Origin of the sequence: Streptomyces platensis (assembly GCF_008704855.1) — a bacterium.
In the GTDB taxonomy this organism is placed as follows: Bacteria; Actinomycetota; Actinomycetes; order Streptomycetales; family Streptomycetaceae; genus Streptomyces; species Streptomyces platensis.
Window position 1 is genome coordinate 3,357,711 of the sequence record NZ_CP023691.1, and the last position, 24,937, is coordinate 3,382,647.

Below are 24,937 nucleotides of genomic sequence, written 5' to 3' on the forward strand. Positions count from 1 at the left end.
ACGTGCCGCCACCGCGTTACGGCTCCGAGGGGGCCCGCCCGTCCCCTACGGGATGTGTGCGACCCGCCCTAAGGGCTGTCGCCGTGCGCCCGCCAGGGATCACGGGACAGCCCCTAGGGGCACGCTTCCTCGGAAGCCGGTGCCACCGCCCGGTCCGGGAGTTCCATCACTGCTTCGGCGCCGCCGTCCGCGGCGGCGCCGAAGTCCAGCCGCGCGCCCAGCACCTCCGCCTGCCCGGCCGCGATGGTCAGCCCCAGACCGTGCCCGGTCCCCCGCTCCGGCGCGGCCGTACGGAACCGCCGCGGCCCCTCGGCACACAACTCCGCCGGATACCCCGGACCGTGATCGCGCACCACGATCCGCGCACCGGCCACCACCACCTCGATCGGCGGCTTGCCGTGCTTGGCCGCGTTCGCCAGCAGATTCACCAGCACCCGCTCCACCCGGCGCCGGTCCGTCTCCACGATCCGCGGCTCCCCCTCCACGGTCACCGACACCTCGTCCACCCCACGCTGCCGCGCCGCCCGCTTGACGATCCCGCGCACCAGTGACGGCAGCTCACAGGCGTCCACATCCGCCCGCTCCACGCCCGCGTCCAGCCGGGACACCTCCAGCAGGTCCTCCACCAGCCGCCGCATCGCCTGCGCCCGGTCCCGCACCAGCTCCACCGCCCGCGGCTGCGGCAGCAGTTCCGCGGCCGCCACCAGCCCGGCCACCGGCGTCCGCAGCTCATGCGCCACATCCGCGGTGAACTCCCGCTCCGCCTCCACCCGCGCCGCCAGCGACGTCGCCATGTGGTGCACACTGCGGCCCAACTCGGCCACCTCGTCCCGGCCGTTGCTCGCCAGCGCGTCCGCGTCCGGTGCCGCACCCGCCGCGATCCGCCGCGCCGCCGCCGCACTCAGCCGCAGCCGCCGCGACAGCCGCTGCGCCACGAACCACGACACCCCCGCCATCAGCGTGACCGTGCCGCACCCCGCGATCAGCAGCGCCCGGTCCAGCGCCAGCTGCGCCGGATCGTCATCCGGGTACGCCGCCGACACCGACAGCGACCGCGTCGGCCTGCTCCCGTCGCCGCCGCCGACCCCGGTCGCCGCCCACACCCGCGGATCCTCACCGCCGCTGACATACGTCCCCGACTGGTTCCGGAACACCGCCTCCCGCAACGGCGACGGCAGGGCCTCGGCGTCCAGCTGCGCCCCCAGCGCCAGCGTGCGGTCCCGCTCGTAGATCTGAAGCGCCGAACTCAGCCGGTCGTCCTGATAGGCCCGCGCCGACCGCTCCCGCTCCGCATCCGCTATGTGGTGCACGGCAAACCCGAGCACCACCACGGCCAGCGCGGTCATACAGGAAATGGCCAGCGCGATCCGGCCTCGAATGCCCATCACGCGAGGGTGTACATCTCCGTCGTGTCACCGAGCGGTGTGGACCCCTCGTACGTCACCTCCAGGCCGGTGAAGGCCAGCTCCCCGCCGACCCGCTCCGGGTCCCGCAGGCGGAAGGTCGCCGGGAACCCGGCCTCCGTGCCCGCCGCGGCGTCCGACTTCTCCACCTGCACCACACCCACCCCCAGGGCCTCCCGCGCACCGTAGTACTTCCACGTGATCGCGGTCGCCACCATCTCCGCATCCTCGCAGGTCAGCGTGATCACATGCGGTTTGGTCGCCGGCTTGCCGCGCCCGCAGTCCCGGACCCCCGGCAGCCCCCCGGACGACGGACCGTCGTCCTTCACGTCCTGCACCGCCGACGTCTTCGGCGCGGCGTCCACCGCCGACGCACGGTCCGACGACTGCACGCACCACACCCCGCCGGCCGCCAGCGCCGTCACCACGACAAAGGCCGCCAGTGCGGTACGCCCCCGAACCCAGCGGGCCCCTTCGCGGTCCGTCATCACGCTCTCCTCCCGGGGACGACACCCCGTACGCCCACAGCAAACACGAATGCCGCGCCCGGCGCTGCCACTCTCCCGTCCCCGCCACACAGGCTGATTGCCTGAACGCTGCGGTGACCACTCGGCTGTGTACCAGTCCTGTAACAAGCCCCGTCGCCCCCCTGGCGCCTCCCCGCCGCGGCCCTGTCACAGCCCCGCTCCGGTGCTCCGGACGGCCCAGCCGCGCAGGACGTACCGCAATTCCTCCGGTCAGAGTGGTTTGATTCGCGCTCCACTGCGCAGGCGCACCTGTCGTATCCACCGCGCACCCCGCGCTGACCGACCGAGAGGACCGCCTCGTGCCGACCGGCAGCACCGAAGCCGAACCCGCTCCCGAGCAGGACCGGGAAGCGCTCAAGCGCCACCGGGTGCTCTTCCGTGCCGTCGCCCGGCGCAAGAACCCCAAACTGCGGCGCACCGACATCACCGTCACCGACGAGCGCGTCGTCAAGCGCGCCGTGAAGGCAGCCGCCCTCGGCAACGCCATGGAGTGGTTCGACTTCGGGATCTACAGCTATCTCGCGGTCACCATCGGCGCGGTCTTCTTCCCCGGCGGCAGCGGCACCACCCAGCTGCTGTCGTCCTTCGCGACCTTCGCCGTGGCCTTCCTCGTACGCCCCCTCGGCGGCGCCTACTTCGGCCCTCTCGGCGACCGCATCGGCCGCAAGAAGGTCCTCGCCCTCACCATGATCATGATGGCGCTGGGCACCCTCTGCATCGGTCTGATCCCGTCCTACGCCACCATCGGCTTCTGGTCGCCCGTCCTGCTCATCCTCTTCCGCCTGATCCAGGGCTTCTCCACCGGCGGTGAGTACGGCGGCGCCTCCACCTTCATCGCCGAGTACGCCCCCGACAAGAAGCGCGGATTCTTCGGCAGCTTCCTGGAGATGGGCACCCTCATCGGCTACACCGGCGCCGCCGGCATCGTGCTGCTGCTCAACACCACCCTCGGCGACGAGGCCATGCTCAACTGGGGCTGGCGCCTGCCGTTCCTGATCGCCGGCCCGCTCGGCCTGGTGGGTCTCTACCTCCGGGTCAGGCTCGACGAGACCCCGGCCTTCCAGAAGTTCGAGGCCGCGCACACCCACAGCGCCGGCGGCTCGGCCGTCGAGGCCGAGGCCGAGTTCTCCCACCTCTCGGAGAACGCCCCCAAGAAGAAGATCAGCGAGATCTTCTCCCAGCAGTGGCCCACCCTCATCCTCTGCATCGCCCTGGTCGGCGCGTACAACATCACCGACTACATGCTGCTGTCGTACATGCCGACCTACCTGACGGACACCCTCCACTACGAGGAGTCCCACGGCCTGCTGATCCTCCTCGGCACCATGGCCGTCCTGATGTGCGTCCTCAGCACCGTCGGCAAGCTCAGCGACCACTACGGCCGCAAGCCCCTGCTGATGACCGGCATGGTCGGCTTCTTCGTCCTGGCCATCCCGTCCTTCCTCCTCGTCAAGCAGGGCAGCGTCCCCGCGGTCTGCGCCGGTATGGCCCTCCTCGGCCTCTCCCTGGTCTGCCTCCTGGGCACCATGTCCGCCGCCCTCCCCGCCCTCTTCCCCACCAACGTCCGCTACGGCTCCCTCTCCATCGGCTACAACCTGGCCGTCTCCCTCTTCGGCGGCACCACCCCCCTGGTGATCACCGCCCTGATGGACGTCTTCGACAAGAACGTGATGGTCCCCGCGTACTACACGATGGGCGCCGCCCTCGTCGGCGTCATCGCCGTCGCCTGCATGAAGGAAACCGCCCAGCAGCCCCTCGAAGGCTCCCCGCCCTCCGTGGCCACCAAGGAAGAGGCCGTCGAACTCATCGAGGCCCAGACCGCAGAACCCCGCTTCTGACCTGCGGCACATGACGCGAAGGGGCTTCGGGAAATCTTTCCCCGAGGCCCCTTCGGTCTTTTCCGCCAACCGCCGTAACCGGCCCCACGTTCGATCGTTGTTCTGTTCGAGGGGCGCGCGGGGGTGGGCCTGGTGCGCGGAACGGGGGGATCATGCCGGTCAAGTACACGCCCGAGCGGCTCGCGGAGGCCGCCCGCGCCTCCTCGTCGTTCGACGACGCCGTCCGATGGTTCGGGGGCAGACCGACGCCGGGCAGCAGACGCTACCTGCGCGCCAGGATGCGGGAGGCCGGCGTCGACACCACGCACTTCGCGCGCCCTGGCGTACGGCACACCGAGGCCCGGCTCCGTGAGCTGGTGGCCTGCTCACGAAGCATCGCCGAAGTCGTACGCCGCCTCGGCATCAGCCCGGTCGGCGGCAACCAGGCACACATCGGCCGCCGCATCGCCGAACTGGGCATCGACACCTCGCATTTCACCGCCGCGCCCCGCGCGCACACCCCAGCCACCGGACGCGACCGTCTGGTGCTCGGCTCGCCGGCCGACGGCCGCACCCCGGGCGGGCGCCTGCGCAAGGCCCTGCTGCGCCGGGGAGTTCCGGAGCGGTGTGCGGTGTGCGGCACGGGTACGGAATGGAACGGCAAGCCGCTGCGCCTGGAAGTCGACCATCTCAACGGTGACTGGTGGGACAACCGCCCGGCCAATGTGCGCTTGCTGTGTCCCAACTGCCATACGGTGACCGACACATACCGCGGCCGCAAGCCCCGGCGGAAGTGACGCCTGCCCATGGCCCGGCGCCCCGCCTACACCCGCGACCTGCTGACCCGTACGGCCGCCGAATCCACCAGCCTGGTCGACATGATGCGCCGGCTCGGCGCGCCGTTGGGCAGCGGTTCACGCAGATATCTGCGCGAACGGCTGGCGCACCACGGCGTCGACACCGCGCACTTCGTCGACGAGCCGCTCCCCCGCCGTCAGCGCCGTTCGTACACCGAAGCGGTGCTCACCGAAGCCGCCGCGCAGTCCCACAGCATCCGGGACATGCTGGACTACCTGGAAGTTCCGCCGTACGACAGCGCGTACACGCACCTCCGCAGGAAGCTGGACCAATTCGGCATCGACACCTCCCACTTCGCCCGCCGCGGGCACGGCTCTGCCCTGCTCCCACGCGGTGAACTGGAACGGGCCGTGGCCGCCTCACGGAGCCTGGCCGGAGTCCTTGCGTGCCTCGCCCTGCTTGACAACGGCACCTCCCGACGCATGGTGAAACGCAGCATCGAGGCCTACGGTCTGTCGACCGAGCACTTCACGGGGAAGGGCCACCGACGGGGGATTCCCTCCCCGAACCGCAGATCGGCCGACCACATCCTGCGGCAACGCGCACCGGGTTCCCGGCGCGAGAGTACGACATTCTTACGCCGCGCACTCGACGAGAAGGAGGTGCCCCGGCGGTGCGCGGAGTGCGGTCTCGGGGACACCTGGCAGGGCAGGCGACTGGTCCTGGAGATCGACCACATCAACGGTGACCGGCTGGACAGCCGGCTGGCGAACCTCCGCTACCTGTGCCCCTCGTGCCACAGTCAGACGAGAACTTTCTCGCGCCGCTCGGCGCACTCGGCCCTCCCCGCACAGCCACGCGGCCGGGCACAGTAAGGTAGGCGCGCGGGCCCGTACCCCAGCTGGCTAGAGGGCGCCGGTTTAGGTCCGGTGTGTCGTGGGTTCGAGTCCCACCGGGCCCACCCGCACGTACGGCCTCCCAGCCTTGGACCGGGAGGCCGTTTTTGCTGCCCGGACTCAGCCCAGCAGCTCCCGCACCACCGGGGCCAACGCGCGGAAGGCCTGGCCGCGGTGGCTGATGGCGTTCTTTTCGGCGGGGGTCAGTTCGGCGCAGGTACGGGTGTCGCCGAGGGGCTGGAGGATGGGGTCGTAGCCGAAGCCGCCGGTGCCGGTGGGGGTGTGGCGGAGGGTGCCGTCGAGGGTGCCCTCGACGACGCGTTCGGTGCCGTCGGGGAGGGCGAGGGCGGCGGCGCAGGCGAAGTGGGCGCCGCGGTGCTCGTCGGCGATGTCGCCGAGCTGGGCCAGGAGCAGGGCGAGGTTGGCCTGGTCGTCGCCGTGGGTCCCGGCCCAGCGGGCGGAGAAGATGCCGGGTGCGCCGCCGAGGACGTCGACACAGAGGCCGGAGTCGTCGGCGACGGCGGGGTGGCCGGTGGCCCGGGCGAGGGCGTGGGCCTTCAGGAGGGCGTTCTCGGCGAAGGTGACGCCGGTTTCCTTGACGTCGGGGACGTCCGGGTAGGCATCGGCGCCGACGAGTTCGATGTCGAGGTCGGCCGCCTCCAGGATCGCGCGGAGCTCCTTGACCTTGCCGGCGTTACGGGTGGCGAGGATGAGGCGGCGGGGGCGTGCGGAGGGTCCGCCGGTGTGAGTCTGCATGGGACCCGATTATCCCGGCTGTCCCGGCTATCCCGGGGTGCAGATCTTGGTCATCTGGCCGGTGCCGTCGACGATCGGCTGGATGTCGGGGGCCTTGTTGTTGTCGAGGTCCTTGCGGGCGGCCTTGATGCCGTCGTTCGTCTTGTCGATGGCCTTCGACAGGTCGGGGTCGCTCGTCTCCTTGCTGAGCTTGCGCAGGTTCTTGTCGATGTCGTCGAGGGCCTGCTGGGTCTTCTGCGGGTCGCTGACGGCGGTGTCCGCGGCCTGCTGGAGCTTGTCGACGGCGTTGACGACGGAGGAGGCGGTGTTGGCGCAGTCCATGGCCTTCTGGACGGCTCCGCAGGCGGAGAGCAGCGGTATCGCGAGGGCGGCGGCCGCCAGCGCGGCAACTGCGGTGGTGGCGCGGCGGCGCTGCGGGAGCGTGCGGGGGGCCATGGCGCGGGTTTCCTTCCCTTGGCAATGTGCGGGCAAAGGAAGAAACGCGGGGCGGGGTTGTTTTGGTTGCGTGGAGGGGCGACATCCGTCAGCGGCCGTGTGGCACGGCCCCTCCCCCGGCGGCCCTCCGTCAGAGGAGGCCGGTCTGGGTGAGCAGCATGGCGAGGACGACGACCAGGGTCCAGCCGAGGACGTGCTCCAGGAGCCGGGAGTCGTCCTTGGGCCCGCCGGTGCGGGCGCGGGACGCGGTGGCAGCGGTGGTGGACATGGCTCCAGAGTGCGGGCGCCGCGGCGGCAATTTCCAGACCCGGAGACCCCATGAGAAAAGGGTCACAGGGGTTCCACGGATGCACGCGCCCCAGGGGAGAGTTCCGGTTCCTCCCGTGACGCGTGGCCCCGCGCGGGGCAGAACGCGGCCCGCCCTCCGGGCGGGTGGGGGACACACCGGCCCGCGCTCCAGGCGGAGCGCATACCGGCCCGCCCTCCGACTCCCCGGAGCGCGGGCCGGTATGCACCGCCGTGGTCGCTCAGAGCGTGCGGGCCAGTGCCGCTCGCTGGGCGGCGTCGAGTTCGGCGCAGCCGGCGACGGCGAGGTCGAGGAGGGCGTTGAGTTCGTCGCGGGCGAAGGGCTCGGCCTCGGCGGTGCCCTGGACCTCGACGAAGCGGCCGTCGCCGGTGCAGACGACGTTCATGTCGGTCTCGGCGCGGACGTCCTCTTCGTAGCAGAGGTCGAGGAGCGGGGTGCCGTCGACGATGCCGACGCTGACGGCGGAGACGGTGCCGGTGAGGGGCTTGCGGCCGTGACGGATGAGCTTCTTGCCCTGGGCCCAGGTGATGGCGTCGGCGAGGGCGACGTAGGCGCCGGTGATGGCGGCGGTGCGGGTGCCGCCGTCGGCCTGGAGGACGTCGCAGTCCAGGACGATGGTGTTCTCGCCGAGGGCCTTGTAGTCGATGACGGCGCGCAGGGAGCGGCCGATGAGGCGGCTGATCTCGTGGGTGCGGCCGCCGATCTTGCCGCGTACGGATTCCCGGTCGCCGCGGGTGTTGGTGGAGCGGGGCAGCATCGAGTACTCGGCGGTGACCCAGCCTTCGCCGGTGCCCTTGCGCCAGCGCGGGACGCCTTCGGTGACGGAGGCGGTGCAGAAGACTTTGGTGTCGCCGAAGGAGATGAGGACGGAGCCTTCGGCGTGCTTGCTCCAGCCGCGTTCGATGGTGACCGGGCGGAGCTGTTCGGGGGTGCGGCCGTCGATGCGAGACATGCCGTAGACCCTATCCGCAACGGCGAGGGCCCCACTCCGGGGCGGTGGTGTCCGGGGCGGGGCCTTCGGGAGTGAGCGGGGGTCAGCTCACATCATGTCTTCGATCTCGGCGGCGATGGGGTCCGCGTCGGTGCCGATGACGACCTGGATCGCGGTGCCCATCTTGACGACGCCGTGGGCGCCGGCGGCCTTCAGCGCGGCCTCGTCGACGAGGGAGGAGTCCACGACCTCGGTGCGGAGGCGGGTGATGCAGCCCTCGACCTCTTCGATGTTGTCGAGTCCGCCGAGCCCGGCGACGATCTTCTCAGCCTTGCTGGCCATGTCCACTCCTGCTTGTCTCGGCCGCCGGCGGTGCCGCCGTGCGGTTTTCACACCGTAACGCACGTTCAGCCCAACTACGTGGGCGTTTGTCCGCTGTCTGACGAAGGATGGCGATCACCGGAGTGCGCGCCGGCAGCCGGAAGTCCGGCGGCGGCGCGCCCCCCGAAAGTGGTCTACACCACCAGTATGCGGCAAGCGCCGGGCCGGCTGTCGACGGGCCGGCCGCCGGGAGGACAGGGATGAGTGCGAACGCAGCGGCGGCGCCGGGGAGGAACTGGGCGTCGAACCTCTTCCAGGGCCTGCAGAAGATGGGGCGCAGTCTCCAGCTGCCGATTGCCGTCCTGCCCGCCGCGGGGATTCTCAACCGTCTTGGCCAGCCGGATGTGTTCGGCGCGGAGGGGCTGGGCTGGGACGCGGTCGGCAAGGTCTTCGCGGCCGCCGGCGGTGCGCTGCTGGATTCCGGGCTCGGGCTGCCGCTGCTGTTCTGTATCGGTGTGGCGATCGGGATGGCCAAGAAGTCGGACGGGTCGACGGCGCTGGCGGCGGTGACCGGTTTCCTCGTCTACTTCTCGGTGCTGCACGCGTTCCCGCAGGGCTGCTCCGCGGGCCAGCTGTACACCCAGGCGGGCCTGTGGAGCGGGGTCTGTGTGGACAAGACCAATACGGTGACCCAGGCCGCCTTCCAGAACCCGGGGGTCTTCGGCGGCATCGTGATGGGCTTTCTGTCCGCCTGGCTCTGGCAGCGCTTCCACCGTGTGAAGCTCGTCGACTGGCTGGGGTTCTTCAACGGCCGCCGGCTGGTCCCGATCATCATGGCCTTCGTCGGGCTGGTCTTCGCGGTGCTGTGCCTGTTCGTGTGGCAGCCGATCGGCGGTGCGCTGACGAGCTTCAGTGAGTGGCTGTCGGGCCTGGGGGCATGGGGCTCCGGGGTCTTCGGCGTCGCCAACCGCGCCCTGCTGGTGATCGGTCTGCACCAGTTCCTGAACACCTTCGTCTGGTTCCAGTTCGGCAGTTTCACCAAGCCGGACGGCACGGTCGTCCACGGTGACATCAACCGGTTCCTGGCCGGCGACCCGGATGCGGGGCAGTTCACCACCGGGTTCTTCCCGATCATGATGTTCGCGCTGCCGGCCGCGGCGCTGGCGATCGCCCACTGCGCCAAGCCGCATCGCCGCAAGGAGATCGCGGGCATGATGCTGTCGGTCGGCCTGACGTCGTTCGTGACGGGGGTGACCGAGCCGATCGAGTACTCCTTCCTGTTCGTCGCACCGCTGCTGTATGTACTGCACGCACTGCTGACGGGTGTGTCGATGGGCGTGAGCTGGGCGCTGGGGGTCCACGACAGCTTCAGCTTCTCGGCGGGACTGATCGACTACGTCATCAACTGGGGCCTGGCGACCAAACCCTGGCTGATCATTCCCATCGGCCTGTGTTTCGCGGTGGTCTACTACGCCGTTTTCCGCTTCCTGATCACCACATTCAACCTGGCGACGCCCGGCCGCGAGCCGGATGAGGTGGGGGACGCGATGGAGCGGGACAACGTGAAGTAGCACCACCGGAACCCGCCGGAAGCGGCCGCACACGCGCCGCCGTCCGGCCCCGCGGAACGCCTTCGCCGGCCCCTGTGTCCGATGACCAGGGGCCGGTTGCCATGTGGTCCACACCACTTGGAAGAATGGATTCCTTTATGTCAGGACTACGTGCTAAGAATGGTCTAAACCACTAGTGGTGTAGACCAAGGCGTAGACCAAGCGCGGGCCACCCCCCTTCGAGCGCCCGCCTCACCAGGAGGAATCCGATGAGTTCGGCCACCGCTACGGCGGCCCCCGACAAAAAGGGTCGCGGCTCCCGCGCCATGGCAGTGGCCCAACGCATCGGCCGCAGTCTGATGCTACCGATCGCCACGCTCCCGGCGGCGGCGCTGATGGTGCGGCTCGGCCAGCCCGACATGCTCGGCCGGGAGTCCCTCCCCGCCTTCCTGAACAAGATCGCCGAGTTCATGGCGGCCGGTGGCGGCGCACTGCTCGACAACATGCCGATGCTCTTCGCCGTCGGCATCGCGATCGGCTTCGCCAAGAAGTCCGACGGCTCCACCGGTCTGGCCGCGGTCGTCGGCTACCTGGTCTTCAAGCAGGTGCTGGGCACCTTCAAGGACGCCAACCTCCCCACAGTCCAGGAGGTCGTCGACGGCAAGATAGCCGACGTCGCCCCGCCGGTGGACGCGGGCGTGCTCGGCGGCGTCGTGATGGGCATCGTGGTCGCGCTGCTCTACCAGCGCTACAGCCGCAAGAAGCTGCCGGACTGGCTGGGCTTCTTCGGCGGTCGGCGCCTCGTGCCGATCCTGGCCTCCTTCGCCGGCCTGGCGATCGGCATCGCCTTCGGCTACATCTGGCCGGTTCTGGGCTCGGCCCTGCACGACTTCGGCCAGTGGCTGGTCGGCTCCGGCGCCGTGGGCGCGGGCATTTTCGGTGTCGCCAACCGCGCGCTGATCCCGGTCGGCATGCACCACCTGCTGAACTCCTTCCCCTGGTTCCAAGCCGGCGACTTCGACGGCAAGCACGGTGACATCGCCCGCTTCCTCGCCGGCGACCCGCATGCCGGCCAGTTCATGACCGGCTTTTTCCCGATCATGATGTTCGCGCTCCCGGCTGCCTGCCTGGCGATCGTGCACTGCGCCCGCCCTGAGCGCCGCAAGGTCGTCGGCGGCATGATGCTCTCGCTCGCGCTGACCGCCTTCGTCACAGGCGTGACCGAGCCGATCGAGTTCACCTTCATGTTCATCGCCCCCGTGCTCTACGCGATCCACGCGGTGCTGACCGGCGTCTCCATGGCGCTGACCTGGGCCCTGGGCATGAAGGACGGCTTCGGCTTCTCGGCCGGCGCCATCGACTTCTTGCTCAACCTGGGCATCGCGACCAAGCCGTGGATGCTGGCACTGGTGGGGCTCTGCTTCGGAGCGCTCTACTACGCGGTCTTCCGCTTCGCCATCGTCAAGTTCAACCTTGCGACGCCGGGCCGCGAACCCGACGAGGAACTCCCCGAGCCGGAGAAAAAGGCCAAGTAAGCCGGCCTCCCGGACGTTTCGGCGGCGGTCTCCTACCTGAACGGGCAGGGAGGCCGCCGCCTCTTTCCCGGGGGCAGGTCCTCGCTGAAGTCTATGGATCCACTGGATGGGCTCCATCTGAACAGACAACTGGCGCGTGCTGCCGGCGCGGACCGCCCTGCCCTTACGGGGACGGACTCACGGAGCTGGGGACCGACGCGGTGGCGCGTGCTGAGGCAGCAAGTCCGAACGGCCGGACCGTGAAATGCGCGCGAGCATCAAGCGCAGATCGGTAAGCCCCCGTTCCAGGCTCTCACTCGTCCCGAGGCGGACGGCCTGCGCATAGTCGTCGGGAACATCGTGGTATCTGCCGCACGACAGGGCCAGCAGCCCCCGCAGTTCGGCGTACTGTCCGGTCAGCCTGCTCCCGAAGCGCGGGCCGTGTTCGGCCACCGCGTCGAGCCGGTCGACGAGTTGGGAGAGCCGCGCGACCAACTGACTGCTCTCCAGAAGGGTCGCGAAGTACGTCTGTTCCACGGTGCGTCCGAAAGCGTTCAAAACTGCCAGGCAGCGCTCGATACGTTCAGGGTCTCCGGTCCGGAAGGCGAGTTCACCGAGCAACGCGAAGGCCTCGTCTTGGCGTTGGCGCTCATAGTCGGTAGCGCCCTCACGGCCGTACGCGTTCACCGCGGCGACGAGGTCGTCGAACGACTCCGCGGCCGCCGATGCGGCCACCATCCGGTCGGCGACCACTTCCCGGGCCGCATAGAACGCCCACGTCGGATTCCCCGGTTCCTCACGACGGCACAGGTCGATCAGCCTGCCATCGCGCCCTTTCTTGCCCTTCTTCTCGATGACCTCCGGCTCATAGCCCCTGTGGGTGAACTCCACATCCACGTCGACGGTGGATGGCGCACTGCCGTCCGCGCGGAAGAGCTGCTCGTGTACACGGCCCCGGAAACGCAGGGCACTGTCCGCCCTGAGCAGTCGGTGGAGCCCTCTGTACACATCACCGCCGCCTGAGTCGGCGACGCGCGGCGACAGCACGAGGTCGACTCCGGGGCACACGTGATCGACGGCGCGTACGGCACGACGGATCCTTCCGGAATCTCCCTCGGTGAGCCGCTCGTCGGCGTCGACGAACAACAGCCAGCCTTCGCCGACGTGCTCGAATGCGTGGTTCCGCTGAGCAGCGAAGTCGTCCTGCCAGGGGCGGTGCACGATGTCGAGCTGAACCAACCCGTCCGCGGCAGCACGAGCAAGCTCCAACGTGCGGTCGGTGGAACCCGAGTCGATGATCAAAATCCGGTCGGCGTCATCCGCCAGTGCCGCCACCGTCCCGGAAATCATCTGCTCTTCGTCGCAGGTCAGGACAACCGCGGTCAGCGGGCTTCGCCCCGATTCCCGGTAGGTGTGCTTGAGTTCCTTCCATTCACCGCGTACCGGGACGTCGGTCAGCGGCTCCGGAACGTTGACGATGATGTGGAGATCTTCCGCCAGTTCCCCGGTCTCATCGGCGCAGGCAGCACGAAGGCCTTCGAGCGTCCGACTGCTCGTGGCGGCTTTCATCATTCTCCGACCGTCATAGTGAAATCGAAATCCACACCGGCCACTTCGCGATGCGAAACCATAATCTTGGAACAGTTCAATTCGTCCAGATTTTTCCAGATGCGTACGTAGGTTTCTTCGTCGATCCCGCTGAAGGTTTCGTCAAAGAGGAACACATCGGGCGATTGGAGCACCGCACGAGCTATGGCCAGCCGCTGAGTTTGTCCCCGCGAAAGGATCCCGCCTTCCTCCTTCAGGTACTGATCGTAGCCATCCGGAAGTTCGGCGACCACCTCGTCGAAACAGGAGACACGAACAGCCCGTTCAAGTTCCTCGCCGGAGCATTCGACACCGAGGGTCAGGTTCTCCCGAACCGAAGCGGAAACCATCAGCGGATTTTCCGAGACATATAGGATGCGCCGCCTCAGCGTATCCTCGTCGAACTCCCGTATGTCCGTCTCGCCCACGGCGACCGATCCGCCGAAATCCGGGTAAAGCCCCGCCACAACCTTAAGCACGGTGCTTTTCCCTGCGCCGTTGAGGCCTTGTACGGCCATTCTCGCCCCATGCGGGACCACGAAAGACAGCGAGGAAATGGCAGGCCTTTCCACGCCGGGATAACGGAACGAGAGATCCTTCACCAGCAGTTCGCGGCCGCTTTTCTCCTCCGCCTCCGTTCCGCTGCCCGCCCTTTCAAGGCTCAGACGCGGGTCCTCCAACTGGGAGGTCACGTCACGGTAGCGGCCAAGCGCAGCGGTGTCCCGCTGAATGGAGACCTGGAGTACGGCCAACTGCTCGGCGGAGCCGAGAAAATAGCCGGCCAGCGTGAAGAAGCTCATCAACTCGCCGAGAGCCATGGCCCCGGAGTTCACCTGCAGCATCCCCACCCAGGCTGCGGCGATCGTGAAGATACCCTTGTTCGCCACCTTGATGACGCCGTTCAGATTCTCCAGCCGACCGAGCTTGACCTCTGCCCGGATGGACCGTTCAAGCTGGTGGTCTAGGCGGCCCGCAGCGTATTTCCGCCGACCGTGCGCGATTACGTCCAACTGGCCCCGCAGCACGTTGTACGCCTCAGCCTTGAGCGAGGCGTCCCGCTGGAGCGCCTCCTCGGCTTGCTCCCGCACTGATGGATACAGGGCCCAGGACGAAATGAAATCGACCGCGGCCGATACCAGCACGATGCCGCAGAGCTGCGGCGAGGCCCAGGCGAGGTACCCACCCGAGAAGAGCAGGGTGCACAGGTCGATGGCGACGCCGACCGTGACGGTGGCGACCAGGCCCCGGATGGCCTGCACATCACTGAACCTGCTCACCAGGTCGCCGGTTCGCCGCGTAGCGAAGAAGGTGAGTGGGAGCCGCATCAGTTTGCGGGTATACGCCTGCGTGAGATCACGCTGCAGCGAACGGCTCAAGTTGATGAGCAGTCGCCCCCGTATGTACTGGAAGAGCGCGGCGCCACCTGCGATCAGAGCGGCGGCCAAGGCCGAGAGCCCCAGTCCGCCGAGGTCTCCGGCCGGCAAATACTCGTCGACAGCAACCTGCAGATAGAAGGTGGTACTGGCAATGAGCAGGACCGCGGTGACGGCGGTTATCAGGCCGGTAACCAACAGACTGCGTTTACGTTCTGCGGCGATCTGCCATACAACGCTGTTCCTGCGGGCATGCTGGAGCACGCTACGGATGGTGAGCTTCCGCTGGGGCGTATCGGTCACCAGAACTTCGCCGTTGAACCAGGCGGCAAAGCGCTCCAGGCTTACGACGGTCGGCCGGAAGCGAACGGGATCGCTGACAATCAGCTTCCCATCGCTGCGCACCTCATGTACGACAACAAAATGAAGAAGGCCTTCCTCCTTCATCACGGCGATGGCAGGACCAGATTTCCGGACAGCGGTACGCAATTCTTCGGGCGACACCCTCAACAGGAGCGATTCGACGCCATACCCCGCCAGAACGTCTCGCAGCCGAAGCAGCGAGGCACCCCCATGGCCGAGGCCGGCGGACTCACGCAGCGTGGCCGTATCGACCACCACCCCATGCCGATTGAGCACCATACGCATACAGGCGGGGCCGCAGTCGGTCTCGCCCTCCTGATGCGCGTGGTAGCGCTGCCACTTCATGGGGTCTTGCTCCTTCGGGAGAGTGTGTTTCCCTCATCGGCACCCTGCCCCCGTCCGCCGTGCGGACAGGGGCAGGTGAGTACCTTCAGATCAGTGCACCGGGCAGATCAGAGCTTCGGCCCCTTGCCCTTGCAGTTCGACCGGTACAGGTCGAGGTAGTTGCTGCTGGGGACACAACCGTGGGACGACGTCGCGCCAGTCGTGATCAGGTTGTATAGGTAGGTGCACTCGGCCTTGCTCATGCCTCCGCCGCCGAAAATCCCGGCGGACTCGTCGTCGCGAAGAGTGGACAGGCCCATGTTGCGCAGATCAGACAGGCTCATAAGTTCCCCTGGTTGTTTGGTCGTTGATGCGCGGCCACGCATACCCATCCCACTACGGCTGGTCTAGTCCACACAAGTTTTGATCAAGAGAATTAGGTCACACACCGTCAGATTTGGGCCCTGAACTCAGGTCCTGTCGAACCCCTCACGCCTCGGGCCGCAGGATCGACATACCAGCGCCCCGGTCCCGGATGGTGGGGCCACGCCCGAGGGGCGCTGTTGGTTAATTCGGTCCTTGCGTGAGCCGGTCTCCACGATCCGGTGGTGAGCTGGGTCCGCTGTTCCGGCACGGGGACGTCGTGGACCTGTTCGCCTGCCGGAGGCGGTGCGGGCCAGGATCGACTTCAAGTACGCACTCGGGCCCGCTCTCGACGACCCCGCTTCGACTTCTCGGTTCTGTCAGAGTTCCAGGACCGGCTGGCCGGATCGGACGGTGGGCGGCGGGCTGGCTGACCCGCGTCGTGGAGACGGCCTGGTTCCGTCGCTACGCCACCCGGGCTAAGGACTCCCGTTTCCCCGAACCCCGCACGAAGCGGCAAAACGGATCGGCCGGGGCGGGATATGCCTGCTCCAGGCCGTGCACGCCGCCGACGCCCCGGCGGGCCTGCACACGCTCACGGAGCTGGAGGTCCTGTGCCAGGTGCGGGTCCAGCACTTCCGCCTGGTGGACTGCGAGGGACGCAGGGACCAAAAGCCCGGCCGCCGGGCGCGATGCGCCTGGTCACCCCCTATGGCCACCGAACGCACGCGTCGGGGTGAAACGCGACACCATGTGGGACAGGTACAAGGTCCATCTCATCGAGTCCTCCGGCGAGGACGACGTCCCGAACCTGGTCACGAACGTGACTATCACGCTGGCGACCGTCGCTGACAACGCCATGAACCTCGCCGCGCGGGACTGCCTGCCCGCGGAGGACTGCGGCCGGTAGCCGGGCTGACGCATGAGCGTGGATGGGGGCAGGTCCGCAGCGACTGGCGGGGAACCGCTCGTGCGGCAGCCCTCCGCCCCTGCCCCCTTCCTCCCTCGAGATCCCCGCCCGCCCGGGACGGGACGAAACCCCAGGGCTGCTGTCACCTTCTTGGTGGTGTGCTCACACCTCGTAGACCGCGCCCGCCTTGGCCGCCTCGACCGGGCCGTCGTAGACCTTCTGGGCGTCGCGAATGCTGATGTCCGGGTCGGTCCACGGCGGGATGTGGGTCAGCACCAGGCGGCCGACGCCGGCCCGCCGGGCGGTCTCGCCGGCCTCGCGGCCGTTGAGGTGCAGATCGGGAATGTCTTCCTTGCCGTACGTGAAGGAGGCCTCGCACAGGAAGAAGTCGGCGCCCTCGGCGAGCGACTCCAGTGCCGCGCAGGGGCCGGTGTCGCCGGAGTACGTCAGGGTGCGGCCGCCGTGCTCGATGCGGAAGCCGAAGGCCTCGACCGGGTGCCTGACGTGTTCCGTACGGATCGTGAACGGGCCGATGGTGAAGGTGCCGGGGGTCAGCGTGCGGAAGTCGAAGACCTCGCTCATTGCGCCGTCGTGCGGCACATCGGCGTGTGCGGCGGTCAGCCGCTGCTCGGTGCCGGCCGGCCCGTAGACCGGCATCGGCGCACAACGCCCGCCGTCCGGGCGGTAGTAGCGGACGACGAAATAGCCGCACAAATCGATGCAGTGGTCCGCATGCAGATGCGACAGGAGCACGGCATCCAGGTCATAGAGGCCGGAGTGGCGCTGCAACTCGCCCAGGGCGCCATTGCCCATGTCGAGGAGCAGCCTGAAGCCGTCGGCCTCCAGGAGGTAGCTCGAGCAGGCCGATTCCATGGAAGGGAACGACCCCGAGCATCCGACGACAGTGAGCTTCATACGGGCGTGAACCTCCGTGGGCGGGGGCGGCGGTCAGGAGCCTCCCCCTGCTCGAACCCAGTTGAGCGCTCGGGGAAGGTCCGTGCGGGTGTCCCGGCGGGCCCTGCCGGGATGGTGCCGGATCCTTGGCGGTCTGTGCGGTGCCCACGAGCGTAAGCCGCAAAAGGTCCTGTGGTGCCTCCAGCGGGGCGAGCTGTGGGCGGAATCACCAGTCTGGGCTGTCGCCCCGTACGCCCGTACGCCCGTACGCACGGACCGGTGCCGCCACGGCCGGATGCCGGCCCACCGCCTCCCGCGGAGTGCCCCCGGTCTTCACCCGGGGGCATCCCGGAATTCCGCCGCGTACTACGCCCAGAGCTGGCCGTGGAGGGTGGCAATGGCGGCCTCGGTCGATTCGGCGGTGTAGACGCCGGTGGAGAGGTACTTCCAGCCGCCGTCAGCGACCACGAAGACGACGTCGGCGGGCTCCCCCGCCTTGACCGCCTTCTTGGCGACGCCGATCGCGGCGTGCAGTGCCGCGCCGGTGGAGATGCCCGCGAAGATGCCTTCCTCGGCGAGGAGTTCGCGGGTGCGGCGGACCGCGTCCTCGGAGCCGACCGAGAAGCGGGTGGTGAGCACGGACTCGTCGTAGAGCTCGGGGATGAAGCCCTCGTCGAGGTTGCGCAGGCCGTAGACGACATCGTCGTACCGAGGTTCGGCGGCGACGATCTGGACGCCGGGGACCTGCTCGCGCAGATAGCGGCCGACGCCCATGAGCGTGCCGGTGGTGCCCAGGCCGGCCACGAAATGGGTGACGGAGGGGAGGTCGGCGAGGATCTCCGGGCCGGTGGTGGCGTAGTGCGCACCGGCGTTGTCGGGGTTGCCGTACTGGTAGAGCATCACCCAGTCGGGGTGCTCGGCGGACAGCTCCTTGGCGACCTTGACGGCGGTGTTGGAGCCGCCGGCCGCGGGCGAGGAGATGATCTCGGCGCCCCACATGGCGAGCAGCTCGCGCCGCTCGGAGGAGGTGTTCTCCGGCATCACGCACACGATGCGGTAGCCCTTGAGCTTGGCCGCCATGGCGAGCGAGATGCCGGTGTTGCCGCTGGTCGGTTCGAGGATGGTGCAGCCGGGGGTGAGCCGGCCGTCCTTCTCGGCCTGTTCGATCATGTGCAGCGCGGGCCGGTCCTTGACCGAGCCCGTGGGGTTGCGGTCCTCCAGCTTCGCCCAGATACGGACGTCCTCGGAGGGTGACAGGCGCGGGAGGCGGACGAGAGGGGTGTTCCCGACCGCCGCCAGCGGGGAGTCGTAACGCATCAGCGCATTCCGCCGGCCACTGCCGGAAGGATCGTCACGTTGTCGCCGTCGGCGAGCTTGGTGGAGATGCCCTCCAGGAAGCGGACGTCCTCGTCGTTGAGGTAGACGTTCACGAAGCGGCGCAGTTGTTCGCCGTCGACCAGGCGCTCGCGGATACCCGCGTGCCGGCTCTCCAGGTCGGTGAAGAGGTCGGCGAGGGTGTCTCCGCTGCCCTCCACGGCCTTCTGGCCGTCGGTGTAGGTGCGCAGGATGGTCGGGATTCGGACCTCGATGGCCATGGGAGTGCTCCTGTGGGAGTGCGGTGGCGGATGCGGTGCGTCCCGGGTGCACGGCGGTCGGCAGGCCGGGAGGGCGTCGGGTGACGCGGGAGGTGCGGGGTCGCGCGGGACGTGCGCCCGTACGGGCCGGGTCAGGCGCCGGCGCAGCGCGGACAGATGGCGCTGGAAAGGCGGCACAGATCCACGTGCAGCCGTGCGGCTCCGCAGCCGAACGCGCCGAGCAGCGCGGATGCGGAGCGACGCGTGGCGAGCGGAGCGAGCAGCAGCATGCCCGGCCTCTTCTTCTCGCTCACGTCGTGGTCAACCATGCGAGCATCGTATCGATTCCCGGTCCGGGTATTGGAACCTCGTCCCATGATGCGGACGATCGGTGTACGCCAGGTGGGACGCGCTCAGGAGTACTCCGCCACGACCTCGACCTCTTCCTCCGCGACCTCGCCGTTCACGATCCTGAAGGAGCGGAACTGGAAGGGTCCGGCGTCATCGGCGTCAGCGGTGGAAACCAGGACATAGTGGGCACCGGGCTCATTCGCGTACGAGATGTCGGTACGCGAGGGGTAGGCCTCGGTGGCGGTGTGCGAGTGGTAGATGATCACCGGCTCCTCGTCCCGGTCGTCCAGCTCGCGGTAGAGCTTGAGCAGGTCGGAGGAGTCGAACTCATAGAAGGTGGGCGAGCGGGCGGCATTCAGCATCGGGATGAACCGCTCGGGCCGGCCGCTGCCCGCCGGGCCCGCGACCACGCCACAGGCCTCGTCGGGGTGGTCCTGGCGGGAGTGCTCGACGATCTGGTCGTAGAGGGCCTTGGTGAGGGTCAGCATGGCGCCAAGAATAGCCAGCGGGCCCGTACGTACCGAAGAGTGGTACATACGGGCCCGCATGCTGGACAGCCGGGCGGTTTCGCCGCCGTCCGGGGTGTTGCCTCAGCTCTTGGTGTCCGCGCCGGCCGCCACGAGCGCCGCGTCCCGCCGCTTGATGCAGAGGTAGCCGACGCCCAGGATGAGCGCCCACACGGGAGCCGCGTAGAGGGAGATCCGGGCGTCCTTGTCGACGCCCATCATCACGATCACCATGCCGATGAAGGCCAGCGCGAAGATCGAGGTGTAGGGGCTGCCGGGGGCCTTGAACTCGGACTGCGGCAGCTCGCCGCGGTTCGCCTTGGCGCGGTAGCGCAGCTGCGAGGCCAGGATGACGATCCACGCCCACATACCGGAGATGGTGGCGAAGGAGACGACGTAGTTGAACGCCTCACCGGGCCACTGGTAGTTGATGTAGACGCCGAACAGCATCATCGCGACCGAGACGCCGGTGCCCCAGGTGGGCAGGCCGTTCTTGCTGAGCTTGGTGAAGAACTTCGGGCCCTGGCCGTTGAGCGCGAGGTCGCGCAGCATCCGGCCGGTGGAGTACATGCCCGAGTTCGCCGAGGAGAGCGCGGCGGTCAGCACGACGAAGTTGACGATGCCCGCGCCGGCCGGCAGACCGATCTGCTGGAAGGCGGCGACGAACGGGCTGACACCCGGCTTGAAGGCCGTCCAGCTGACGACGGACAGGATGATGATCAGCGCACCGATGTAGAAGAGGCCGATCCGCCACGGCACGGTGTTGATCGCCTTGGGCAGAACCTTCTTGGGGTCGGTCGCCTCGCCCGCGGTGACGCCGACGAGCTCGACGGCGAGGAAGGCGAACATCACGATCTGAAGCGTCATCAGCGTGCCGCCGATACCCTTGGGGAAGAAGCCGCCGTCGGACCACAGGAGCGTGAAGGAGGCGGTGTCACCGGCGTCGGAGAAGCCGAGGGTGATCACGCCGAGGCCGATCAGGATCATGCCGATGATCGCGGTGACCTTGACCATCGAGAACCAGAATTCCAGCTCACCGAAGATCTTCACGGAGATCAGGTTGATACCGAAGAGCGCACAGGTGAAGACGAGTGCCGAGGCCCATTGCGGTATGTCCTTGTTCCAGTACTGCACATACGTGGCGGCGGCGGTCACTTCGGTGATGCCGGTGACGACCCAGAAGAGCCAGTACGTCCAGCCGGTCACAAAGCCGATGAACGGGCCGAGGAATTCGCGTCCGTACTCCGAGAAGGAGCCGGAGACGGGCCGGTACATGAGCAGTTCGCCCAGGGCCCGCATGATGAAGAAGATGACGAGGCCGACGATGGCGTAGGCGAGGACGATGCTCGGCCCGGCCATCGAGATCGCCTTGCCGGCCCCGAGGAACAGGCCGGTACCGATGGCGCCGCCAATGGCGATCATCTGGATCTGACGGTTTCCCAGCCCCCGCTGGTAGCCCTCTTCGGGCTCCTGCCCAGGTGCCTCATTACCGTCGTGCTGCTTGTCGACCTGCACAGAGGTCATGAGTGGTGCGCCTTTCTCCATTCCGACCCGGTCTGTCCGGATCGGGTCCCGATCCCCCCGGATGGAGTTCCTGCACGCCGACGGTCGGCCGGCTCAGCGCTCCCGCGGCGACAGGGGTGGCGTCGCTCACGGCAGGTCGTGAACATTTAACACGCGCCATCGAAGATCGACTAGGGATGGCGTGAACCGAACCACCAGGAAAAGAGGACAAGTTCCGCAAACGGCAGCAAGACGCACTGAACCAGTGACGCGATCGTTATCCGGATTTGAGCATCCGCTGAGCGAACACCCGGCGAATTCCCGGGGTGGTACGCCCGAATTTCAGCCCATCAGTGACTCGACGAGAGTCTCCTGGAGCCCCCCGAGCCAGAGATACGCCATCACCATCGGCTTGCGCGGGTCGCTGTCCGGCAGCCGCAGCAGCTCGCCGCCGTCCTCCTCGTCGGTGACTTCAAGCCGTGTCCCGATGGCCAGCCTGAGGTCATTGAGGGCCCCCAGCCACTGCCGGCACTCGGCGGGCTTCAGCCGCAGCTCCGCGCTGCCGCCCTCGGGTGCCAGGGTGTCCAGCGCACGGATCAGCGCGAGGGCGTCCGCACGCTTGCGGGAGCGCAGATCGTTCTCGGTGTAGCGGCGGAATTCGGCGGAGGCGGCGCGGACGTCGTCATCGGGGACGAGGTCGGGCCCGCCGTAGGCATCGGGGAAGAAGCGGGCCAGGACCGGGTCTGCGGGCGGCTCGCTGGGGCCGTCGTTGAAGACCGACGCCAGCAGGTCGTCGCTCTCGCTCTCCCCGGCCTCCTCGCCCGGACCGATCAGCTCCATCAGCTGGACCGCGAGGCTGCGCAGGATGGAGATCTCGACCTCGTCGAGCGGGACGGCGGCGCCGCCGCCGGGCAGCGGCTCGAAGTGTCCGCTCATCGGCGGTCCTGCTGGAGGGTCGCCCACAGGCCGTAGCCGTGCATCGCCTGCACGTCGCGCTCCATTTCCTCGCGGCTGCCGCTGGAGACCACCGCGCGGCCCTTGTGATGGACGTCGAGCATCAACTGGTGCGCCTTGTCCTTGGAGTAGCCGAAGTACGACTGGAAGACGTACGAGACATAGCTCATGAGATTGACCGGGTCGTTGTGGACGATCGTGACCCACGGGACGTCGGGTTCGGGGACCTCGAAGGGAGCCTCGCTCGACTCGGGACGTTCGATCTCGACCGGGACACTGAGCGTGCAGCGATGCGGCCGGAGCGTGGTCGTGGGTGACGGGTGGGCGCTCACAGGCCCCATGCTGCCACCCGGGGGCGGACGACGCACAAATGCCCCTCGCGCGGGCCGCGTCGGCGAGCCGCGCGGCGCGGCCGCAGGCTGTCGTTCGTACCTCCCGGAGCACTATCGTCAAAGTGACGAGTAATGGGGGTAGCATCTCTCCCATGAACACAGCAGACCTGGGGCTGCCGGTGGCCGTGCCGTCGACTGCGCTCTTCACCGACCAGTACGAACTCACCATGCTGCAGGCCGCGTTGCGGTCCGGCACCGCGGAGCGGCGGTCGGTCTTCGAGGTCTTCACCCGCCGGCTGCCCGAGGGCCGCCGCTACGGCGTGGTGGGCGGCACCGGCCGGGTGCTGGACGCGGTGGAGAACTTCCGCTTCGACGAGACCATCCTCGGCTTCCTGCGCGAGCGCGGCATCCTCGACGAGCCGACCCTGGAGTGGCTGGCGGACTTCCGCTTCCGCGGCGACATCTGGGGCTACCCGGAGGGCGAGATCTACTTCCCCGGCTCCCCCGTCATGCGGGTCGAGGGCACCTTCGCCGAGGCGGTCCTCCTGGAGACGGTGATCCTCTCGATCCTCAACCACGACTCGGCGGTGGCCGCGGCGGCCTCCCGGATGGCGGTGGCCGCCGGCGGCCGCCCGCTGATGGAGATGGGCGCCCGCCGCACCCATGAGCTGGCGGCGGTGGCCGCGTCCCGCGCCGCCTACGTCGGTGGCTTCCACACCACCTCCGACCTGGCGGCCGGCTTCCGCTACAACATCCCCACCGTCGGCACCAGCGCGCACGCCTTCACCCTGCTGCACGACACCGAGCGGGACGCCTTCACCGCACAGGTCGACACCCTCGGCGGCGGGACCACCCTGCTCGTGGACACCTTCGACGTCACCGAGGCGGTGCGCACCGCCGTGGAGGTGGCCGGCCCGGAGCTCGGTGCCGTCCGGATCGACTCCGGCGATCTGCTGCTGATCGCCCACCGGGTGCGCCAGCAGCTGGACGAGCTGGGCGCCACCAAGACCAGGATCGTGGTCACCAGCGATCTGGACGAGTACGCCATCGCCTCGCTGGCCGCCGCCCCGGTGGACGCGTACGGCGTCGGCACCCAGCTGGTGACCGGCAGCGGGCACCCGACCTGCTCGATGGTCTACAAGCTGGTCGCCCGCGCCGACAGCGAGGAGCCCGGCGCGCCGCTGCGGCCGGTCGCGAAGAAGTCGATGGGCGCCAAGACCTCGCTGGGCGGCCGCAAGTGGGCCGCGCGCCGGCCGGACGCGGACGGTGTCGCCGAGGCCGAGGTCATCGGCACCGGGCCGGTGCCCGCCGAGCTGGCCGACCGGCAGCTGCTGGTGCCGCTGGTGAGCGCCGGCAAGGTGGTGGCCCGCGAGCCGCTGGACGCCGCCCGCGACCGGCACATCGCCGCCCGGGCCGCGCTGCCGCTGTCGGCGACCCAGCTCTCCCGCGGCGAGCCGGTGCTGCCCACCGAGTACGTCTGACCGGGCGCCGCCGAGGGGGCGCGGGGTGCCGGGCGGCGGCCGCCGTACGCCGCGCCCGGCACCCGCCGTCCCAGGGGGCTCCGCCCCACTCCCGCAATCCCCGTCCAGTGGCTACCCTCGGTCACACCACCCTCGCGCCCCTCCCCGATTCCCAGCCGGAAGGCACGCACCATGCACCGGGCATTGATCGTCGTTGATGTGCAGAACGACTTCTGCGAGGGCGGCAGCCTCGCAGTGGCGGGGGGTGCGGATGTCGCGGCGGCCATCACCGATCTGGTGGGCCAGACGGCCGGCAGCTGCTACCGCTATGTCGTGGCCACCCGGGACCACCACATCGATCCCGGTGATCATTTCTCCGCCACCCCGGACTACGAGCACACCTGGCCGGTGCACTGTGTCGCCGGCACGGAGGGCAGCGGATTCCACCCCAATTTCGCCCCGGCGCTCGCCTCCGGCGCCATCGACGCGGTCTTCGACAAGGGCGCCCACACGGGCGCGTACAGCGGTTTCGAGGGCGCGGACGAGAACGGCACCCTGCTGGCGGACTGGCTGCGCGCGCACTCCGTCAGCGAGGTCGATGTGGTCGGTATCGCCACCGACCACTGTGTCCGCGCCACCGCCCTGGACGCGCTCGGCGCCGGGCTGCGCACCCACGTCCTGCTGGATCTGACCGCCGGGGTCGCCGCGCACACCACCGAGCGGGCGCTGGCGGAGCTGCGCGCGGCGGGCGCCGAGCTGACCGGCAAACCGGTCCTCATCGGCGCCTGAGGGGCCCGTCAGGCGGCCGGACGTTCGTTCCCGGCCGGCTCCTTCTCCGCCGACGGGCGGGCCGGCTGGGGCCGCAGCAGCGCCCGTATGGGATGCCAGGACTCGGTGTCGTCCTCCGGGGCCTCGCGCCAGACCAGGCCGTCGGGATGGTGCAGCACGGCCGTGATCTCGTCGGGTGTGGGCGGCTCGGTGTTGCCGCGCAGGTAGACGGACCGCAGACCGAGGTTGCGCAGCCTGGTCAGGGCGCGCTGGCGGTTCACGGCATGGACCAGGACCCGGACCCGGCAACCGCAGTCGTAGAGACCGGGCCGGGCGCCGTGCGGCGGCCTGGGCAGCGAGAGGGCGACCACCACGCTTCCGCCGGGAAGCCTGATGAAACCACCACCGGACATCTTCATA

At 68.8% G+C, this 24,937-nt stretch carries 26 protein-coding genes, 1 tRNA gene and 1 pseudogene; 9 read left to right on the forward strand and 19 right to left on the reverse strand.

The features are described from left to right. Positions 1–113: 113 nt before the first annotated feature. Both CP981_RS14700 and CP981_RS14705 read right to left on the reverse strand, forming a co-directional pair. A complete protein-coding gene (locus tag CP981_RS14700) occupies positions 114–1,385 on the reverse strand; it encodes a sensor histidine kinase (protein ID WP_085925443.1) in 1,272 nt (423 codons plus the stop codon). Next, positions 1,385–1,891, reverse strand: coding sequence for a hypothetical protein (locus CP981_RS14705; RefSeq protein ID WP_085925444.1), 507 nt, complete (start codon positions 1,889–1,891; stop codon positions 1,385–1,387). Before CP981_RS14705 ends, CP981_RS14700 begins: the two co-directional genes overlap by 1 nt. Before the next feature lie 338 nt (positions 1,892–2,229). Between CP981_RS14705 and CP981_RS14710 the strand changes: the two genes are divergently transcribed. The 4 genes from CP981_RS14710 to CP981_RS14725 all read left to right on the forward strand — a co-directional run bounded on the left by CP981_RS14710 (position 2,230) and on the right by CP981_RS14725 (position 5,506). Then, entirely contained in the window at positions 2,230–3,768 is a 1,539-nt protein-coding gene (locus tag CP981_RS14710; RefSeq protein ID WP_085925445.1) for an MFS transporter, read from the forward strand. A 152-nt stretch (positions 3,769–3,920) separates the two neighbouring features. Continuing rightward, positions 3,921–4,544, forward strand: coding sequence for an HNH endonuclease signature motif containing protein (locus tag CP981_RS14715; RefSeq protein ID WP_085925446.1), 624 nt, complete (start codon positions 3,921–3,923; stop codon positions 4,542–4,544). A 9-nt stretch (positions 4,545–4,553) separates the two neighbouring features. Continuing rightward, positions 4,554–5,420 carry an HNH endonuclease signature motif containing protein gene (locus CP981_RS14720; RefSeq protein ID WP_085925447.1) on the forward strand — a complete coding sequence of 289 codons (867 nt, stop codon included), beginning with the start codon at positions 4,554–4,556 and terminating at the stop codon, positions 5,418–5,420. Positions 5,421–5,431: 11 nt separating this feature from the next. Then, a tRNA-Leu gene (locus CP981_RS14725) sits at positions 5,432–5,506 on the forward strand. Positions 5,507–5,561: 55 nt separating this feature from the next. Here CP981_RS14725 and rdgB read toward each other — a convergent pair. The 5 genes from rdgB to CP981_RS14750 all read right to left on the reverse strand — a co-directional run bounded on the left by rdgB (position 5,562) and on the right by CP981_RS14750 (position 8,212). Next, positions 5,562–6,197, reverse strand: a complete 636-nt coding sequence (gene rdgB / locus CP981_RS14730; protein ID WP_085925448.1) for an RdgB/HAM1 family non-canonical purine NTP pyrophosphatase — start codon at positions 6,195–6,197, stop codon at positions 5,562–5,564. Positions 6,198–6,224: 27 nt separating this feature from the next. Beyond that, complete coding sequence (locus CP981_RS14735) at positions 6,225–6,632, reverse strand: hypothetical protein (RefSeq protein ID WP_085925449.1); 408 nt, start codon at positions 6,630–6,632, stop codon at positions 6,225–6,227. Between the two features lie 130 nt (positions 6,633–6,762). Then, on the reverse strand, positions 6,763–6,900 hold the full coding sequence (locus tag CP981_RS14740; protein ID WP_107429536.1) for an SCO1431 family membrane protein: 138 nt from the start codon (positions 6,898–6,900) through the stop codon (positions 6,763–6,765). Positions 6,901–7,159: 259 nt separating this feature from the next. Beyond that, positions 7,160–7,891, reverse strand: coding sequence for a ribonuclease PH (gene rph, locus CP981_RS14745; protein WP_085925450.1), 732 nt, complete (start codon positions 7,889–7,891; stop codon positions 7,160–7,162). 87 nt (positions 7,892–7,978) lie between these two features. After that, complete coding sequence (locus CP981_RS14750; RefSeq protein WP_018091307.1) at positions 7,979–8,212, reverse strand: PTS sugar transporter subunit IIB; 234 nt, start codon at positions 8,210–8,212, stop codon at positions 7,979–7,981. A gap of 239 nt (positions 8,213–8,451) precedes the next feature. On the opposite strand from CP981_RS14750, the gene CP981_RS14755 reads away from it, so the two are divergent. Both CP981_RS14755 and CP981_RS14760 read left to right on the forward strand, forming a co-directional pair. Then, positions 8,452–9,762 carry a PTS transporter subunit EIIC gene (locus CP981_RS14755; RefSeq protein WP_085925451.1) on the forward strand — a complete coding sequence of 437 codons (1,311 nt, stop codon included), beginning with the start codon at positions 8,452–8,454 and terminating at the stop codon, positions 9,760–9,762. 248 nt (positions 9,763–10,010) lie between these two features. After that, on the forward strand, positions 10,011–11,276 hold the full coding sequence (locus CP981_RS14760; RefSeq protein WP_085925452.1) for a PTS transporter subunit EIIC: 1,266 nt from the start codon (positions 10,011–10,013) through the stop codon (positions 11,274–11,276). 177 nt (positions 11,277–11,453) lie between these two features. On the opposite strand, the gene CP981_RS14765 is transcribed toward CP981_RS14760, so the two are convergent. From CP981_RS14765 to CP981_RS14775, 3 genes are all read right to left on the reverse strand, one after another. Continuing rightward, a complete protein-coding gene (locus CP981_RS14765) occupies positions 11,454–12,827 on the reverse strand; it encodes a glycosyltransferase family 2 protein (protein ID WP_085925453.1) in 1,374 nt (457 codons plus the stop codon). Next, positions 12,824–14,923, reverse strand: coding sequence for a peptidase domain-containing ABC transporter (locus CP981_RS14770; protein WP_085925454.1), 2,100 nt, complete (start codon positions 14,921–14,923; stop codon positions 12,824–12,826). Before CP981_RS14770 ends, CP981_RS14765 begins: the two co-directional genes overlap by 4 nt. Positions 14,924–15,030: 107 nt before the next feature. After that, the gene (locus tag CP981_RS14775) at positions 15,031–15,246 is read right to left on the reverse strand and encodes a hypothetical protein (protein ID WP_085925455.1); all 216 of its coding nucleotides are present in this window, start codon (positions 15,244–15,246) and stop codon (positions 15,031–15,033) included. 319 nt (positions 15,247–15,565) lie between these two features. Between CP981_RS14775 and CP981_RS38610 the strand changes: the two are divergent. Further along, positions 15,566–16,160 (forward strand): annotated as a pseudogene (locus CP981_RS38610) (IS5/IS1182 family transposase); the annotation flags it as partial. A gap of 177 nt (positions 16,161–16,337) precedes the next feature. Here the strand turns inward: CP981_RS38610 and CP981_RS14780 are convergent. The 8 genes from CP981_RS14780 to clpS all read right to left on the reverse strand — a co-directional run bounded on the left by CP981_RS14780 (position 16,338) and on the right by clpS (position 22,289). Next, positions 16,338–17,090: an MBL fold metallo-hydrolase gene (locus CP981_RS14780; protein ID WP_085925456.1), complete on the reverse strand. Its 753-nt coding sequence runs from the start codon at positions 17,088–17,090 to the stop codon at positions 16,338–16,340. 345 nt (positions 17,091–17,435) lie between these two features. Then, the gene (locus CP981_RS14785; protein ID WP_085925457.1) at positions 17,436–18,386 is read right to left on the reverse strand and encodes a PLP-dependent cysteine synthase family protein; all 951 of its coding nucleotides are present in this window, start codon (positions 18,384–18,386) and stop codon (positions 17,436–17,438) included. Next, a complete protein-coding gene (locus CP981_RS14790) occupies positions 18,386–18,664 on the reverse strand; it encodes a MoaD/ThiS family protein (protein WP_042155162.1) in 279 nt (92 codons plus the stop codon). Before CP981_RS14790 ends, CP981_RS14785 begins: the two co-directional genes overlap by 1 nt. Positions 18,665–18,795: 131 nt before the next feature. Further along, the gene (locus tag CP981_RS14795; RefSeq protein WP_318297597.1) at positions 18,796–18,972 is read right to left on the reverse strand and encodes a putative leader peptide; all 177 of its coding nucleotides are present in this window, start codon (positions 18,970–18,972) and stop codon (positions 18,796–18,798) included. 84 nt (positions 18,973–19,056) lie between these two features. Further along, on the reverse strand, positions 19,057–19,482 hold the full coding sequence (locus CP981_RS14800) for a M67 family metallopeptidase (protein ID WP_085925458.1): 426 nt from the start codon (positions 19,480–19,482) through the stop codon (positions 19,057–19,059). Positions 19,483–19,584: 102 nt separating this feature from the next. Further along, positions 19,585–21,024 carry an amino acid permease gene (locus tag CP981_RS14805; protein ID WP_085925459.1) on the reverse strand — a complete coding sequence of 480 codons (1,440 nt, stop codon included), beginning with the start codon at positions 21,022–21,024 and terminating at the stop codon, positions 19,585–19,587. A gap of 321 nt (positions 21,025–21,345) precedes the next feature. Beyond that, positions 21,346–21,939, reverse strand: coding sequence for a DUF2017 domain-containing protein (locus CP981_RS14810; RefSeq protein WP_085925460.1), 594 nt, complete (start codon positions 21,937–21,939; stop codon positions 21,346–21,348). After that, positions 21,936–22,289, reverse strand: a complete 354-nt coding sequence (gene clpS / locus CP981_RS14815; RefSeq protein ID WP_018091297.1) for an ATP-dependent Clp protease adapter ClpS — start codon at positions 22,287–22,289, stop codon at positions 21,936–21,938. The genes CP981_RS14810 and clpS overlap by 4 nt, the downstream gene beginning before the upstream one ends. 152 nt (positions 22,290–22,441) lie before the next feature. On the opposite strand from clpS, the gene CP981_RS14820 reads away from it, so the two are divergent. Further along, entirely contained in the window at positions 22,442–23,770 is a 1,329-nt protein-coding gene (locus tag CP981_RS14820) for a nicotinate phosphoribosyltransferase (protein ID WP_085925461.1), read from the forward strand. A 171-nt stretch (positions 23,771–23,941) separates the two neighbouring features. Continuing rightward, positions 23,942–24,538: an isochorismatase family protein gene (locus CP981_RS14825; protein ID WP_085925462.1), complete on the forward strand. Its 597-nt coding sequence runs from the start codon at positions 23,942–23,944 to the stop codon at positions 24,536–24,538. Between the two features lie 8 nt (positions 24,539–24,546). On the opposite strand, the gene CP981_RS14830 is transcribed toward CP981_RS14825, so the two are convergent. After that, the gene (locus CP981_RS14830; protein ID WP_244329657.1) at positions 24,547–24,930 is read right to left on the reverse strand and encodes a hypothetical protein; all 384 of its coding nucleotides are present in this window, start codon (positions 24,928–24,930) and stop codon (positions 24,547–24,549) included. Positions 24,931–24,937 lie beyond the last annotated feature (7 nt).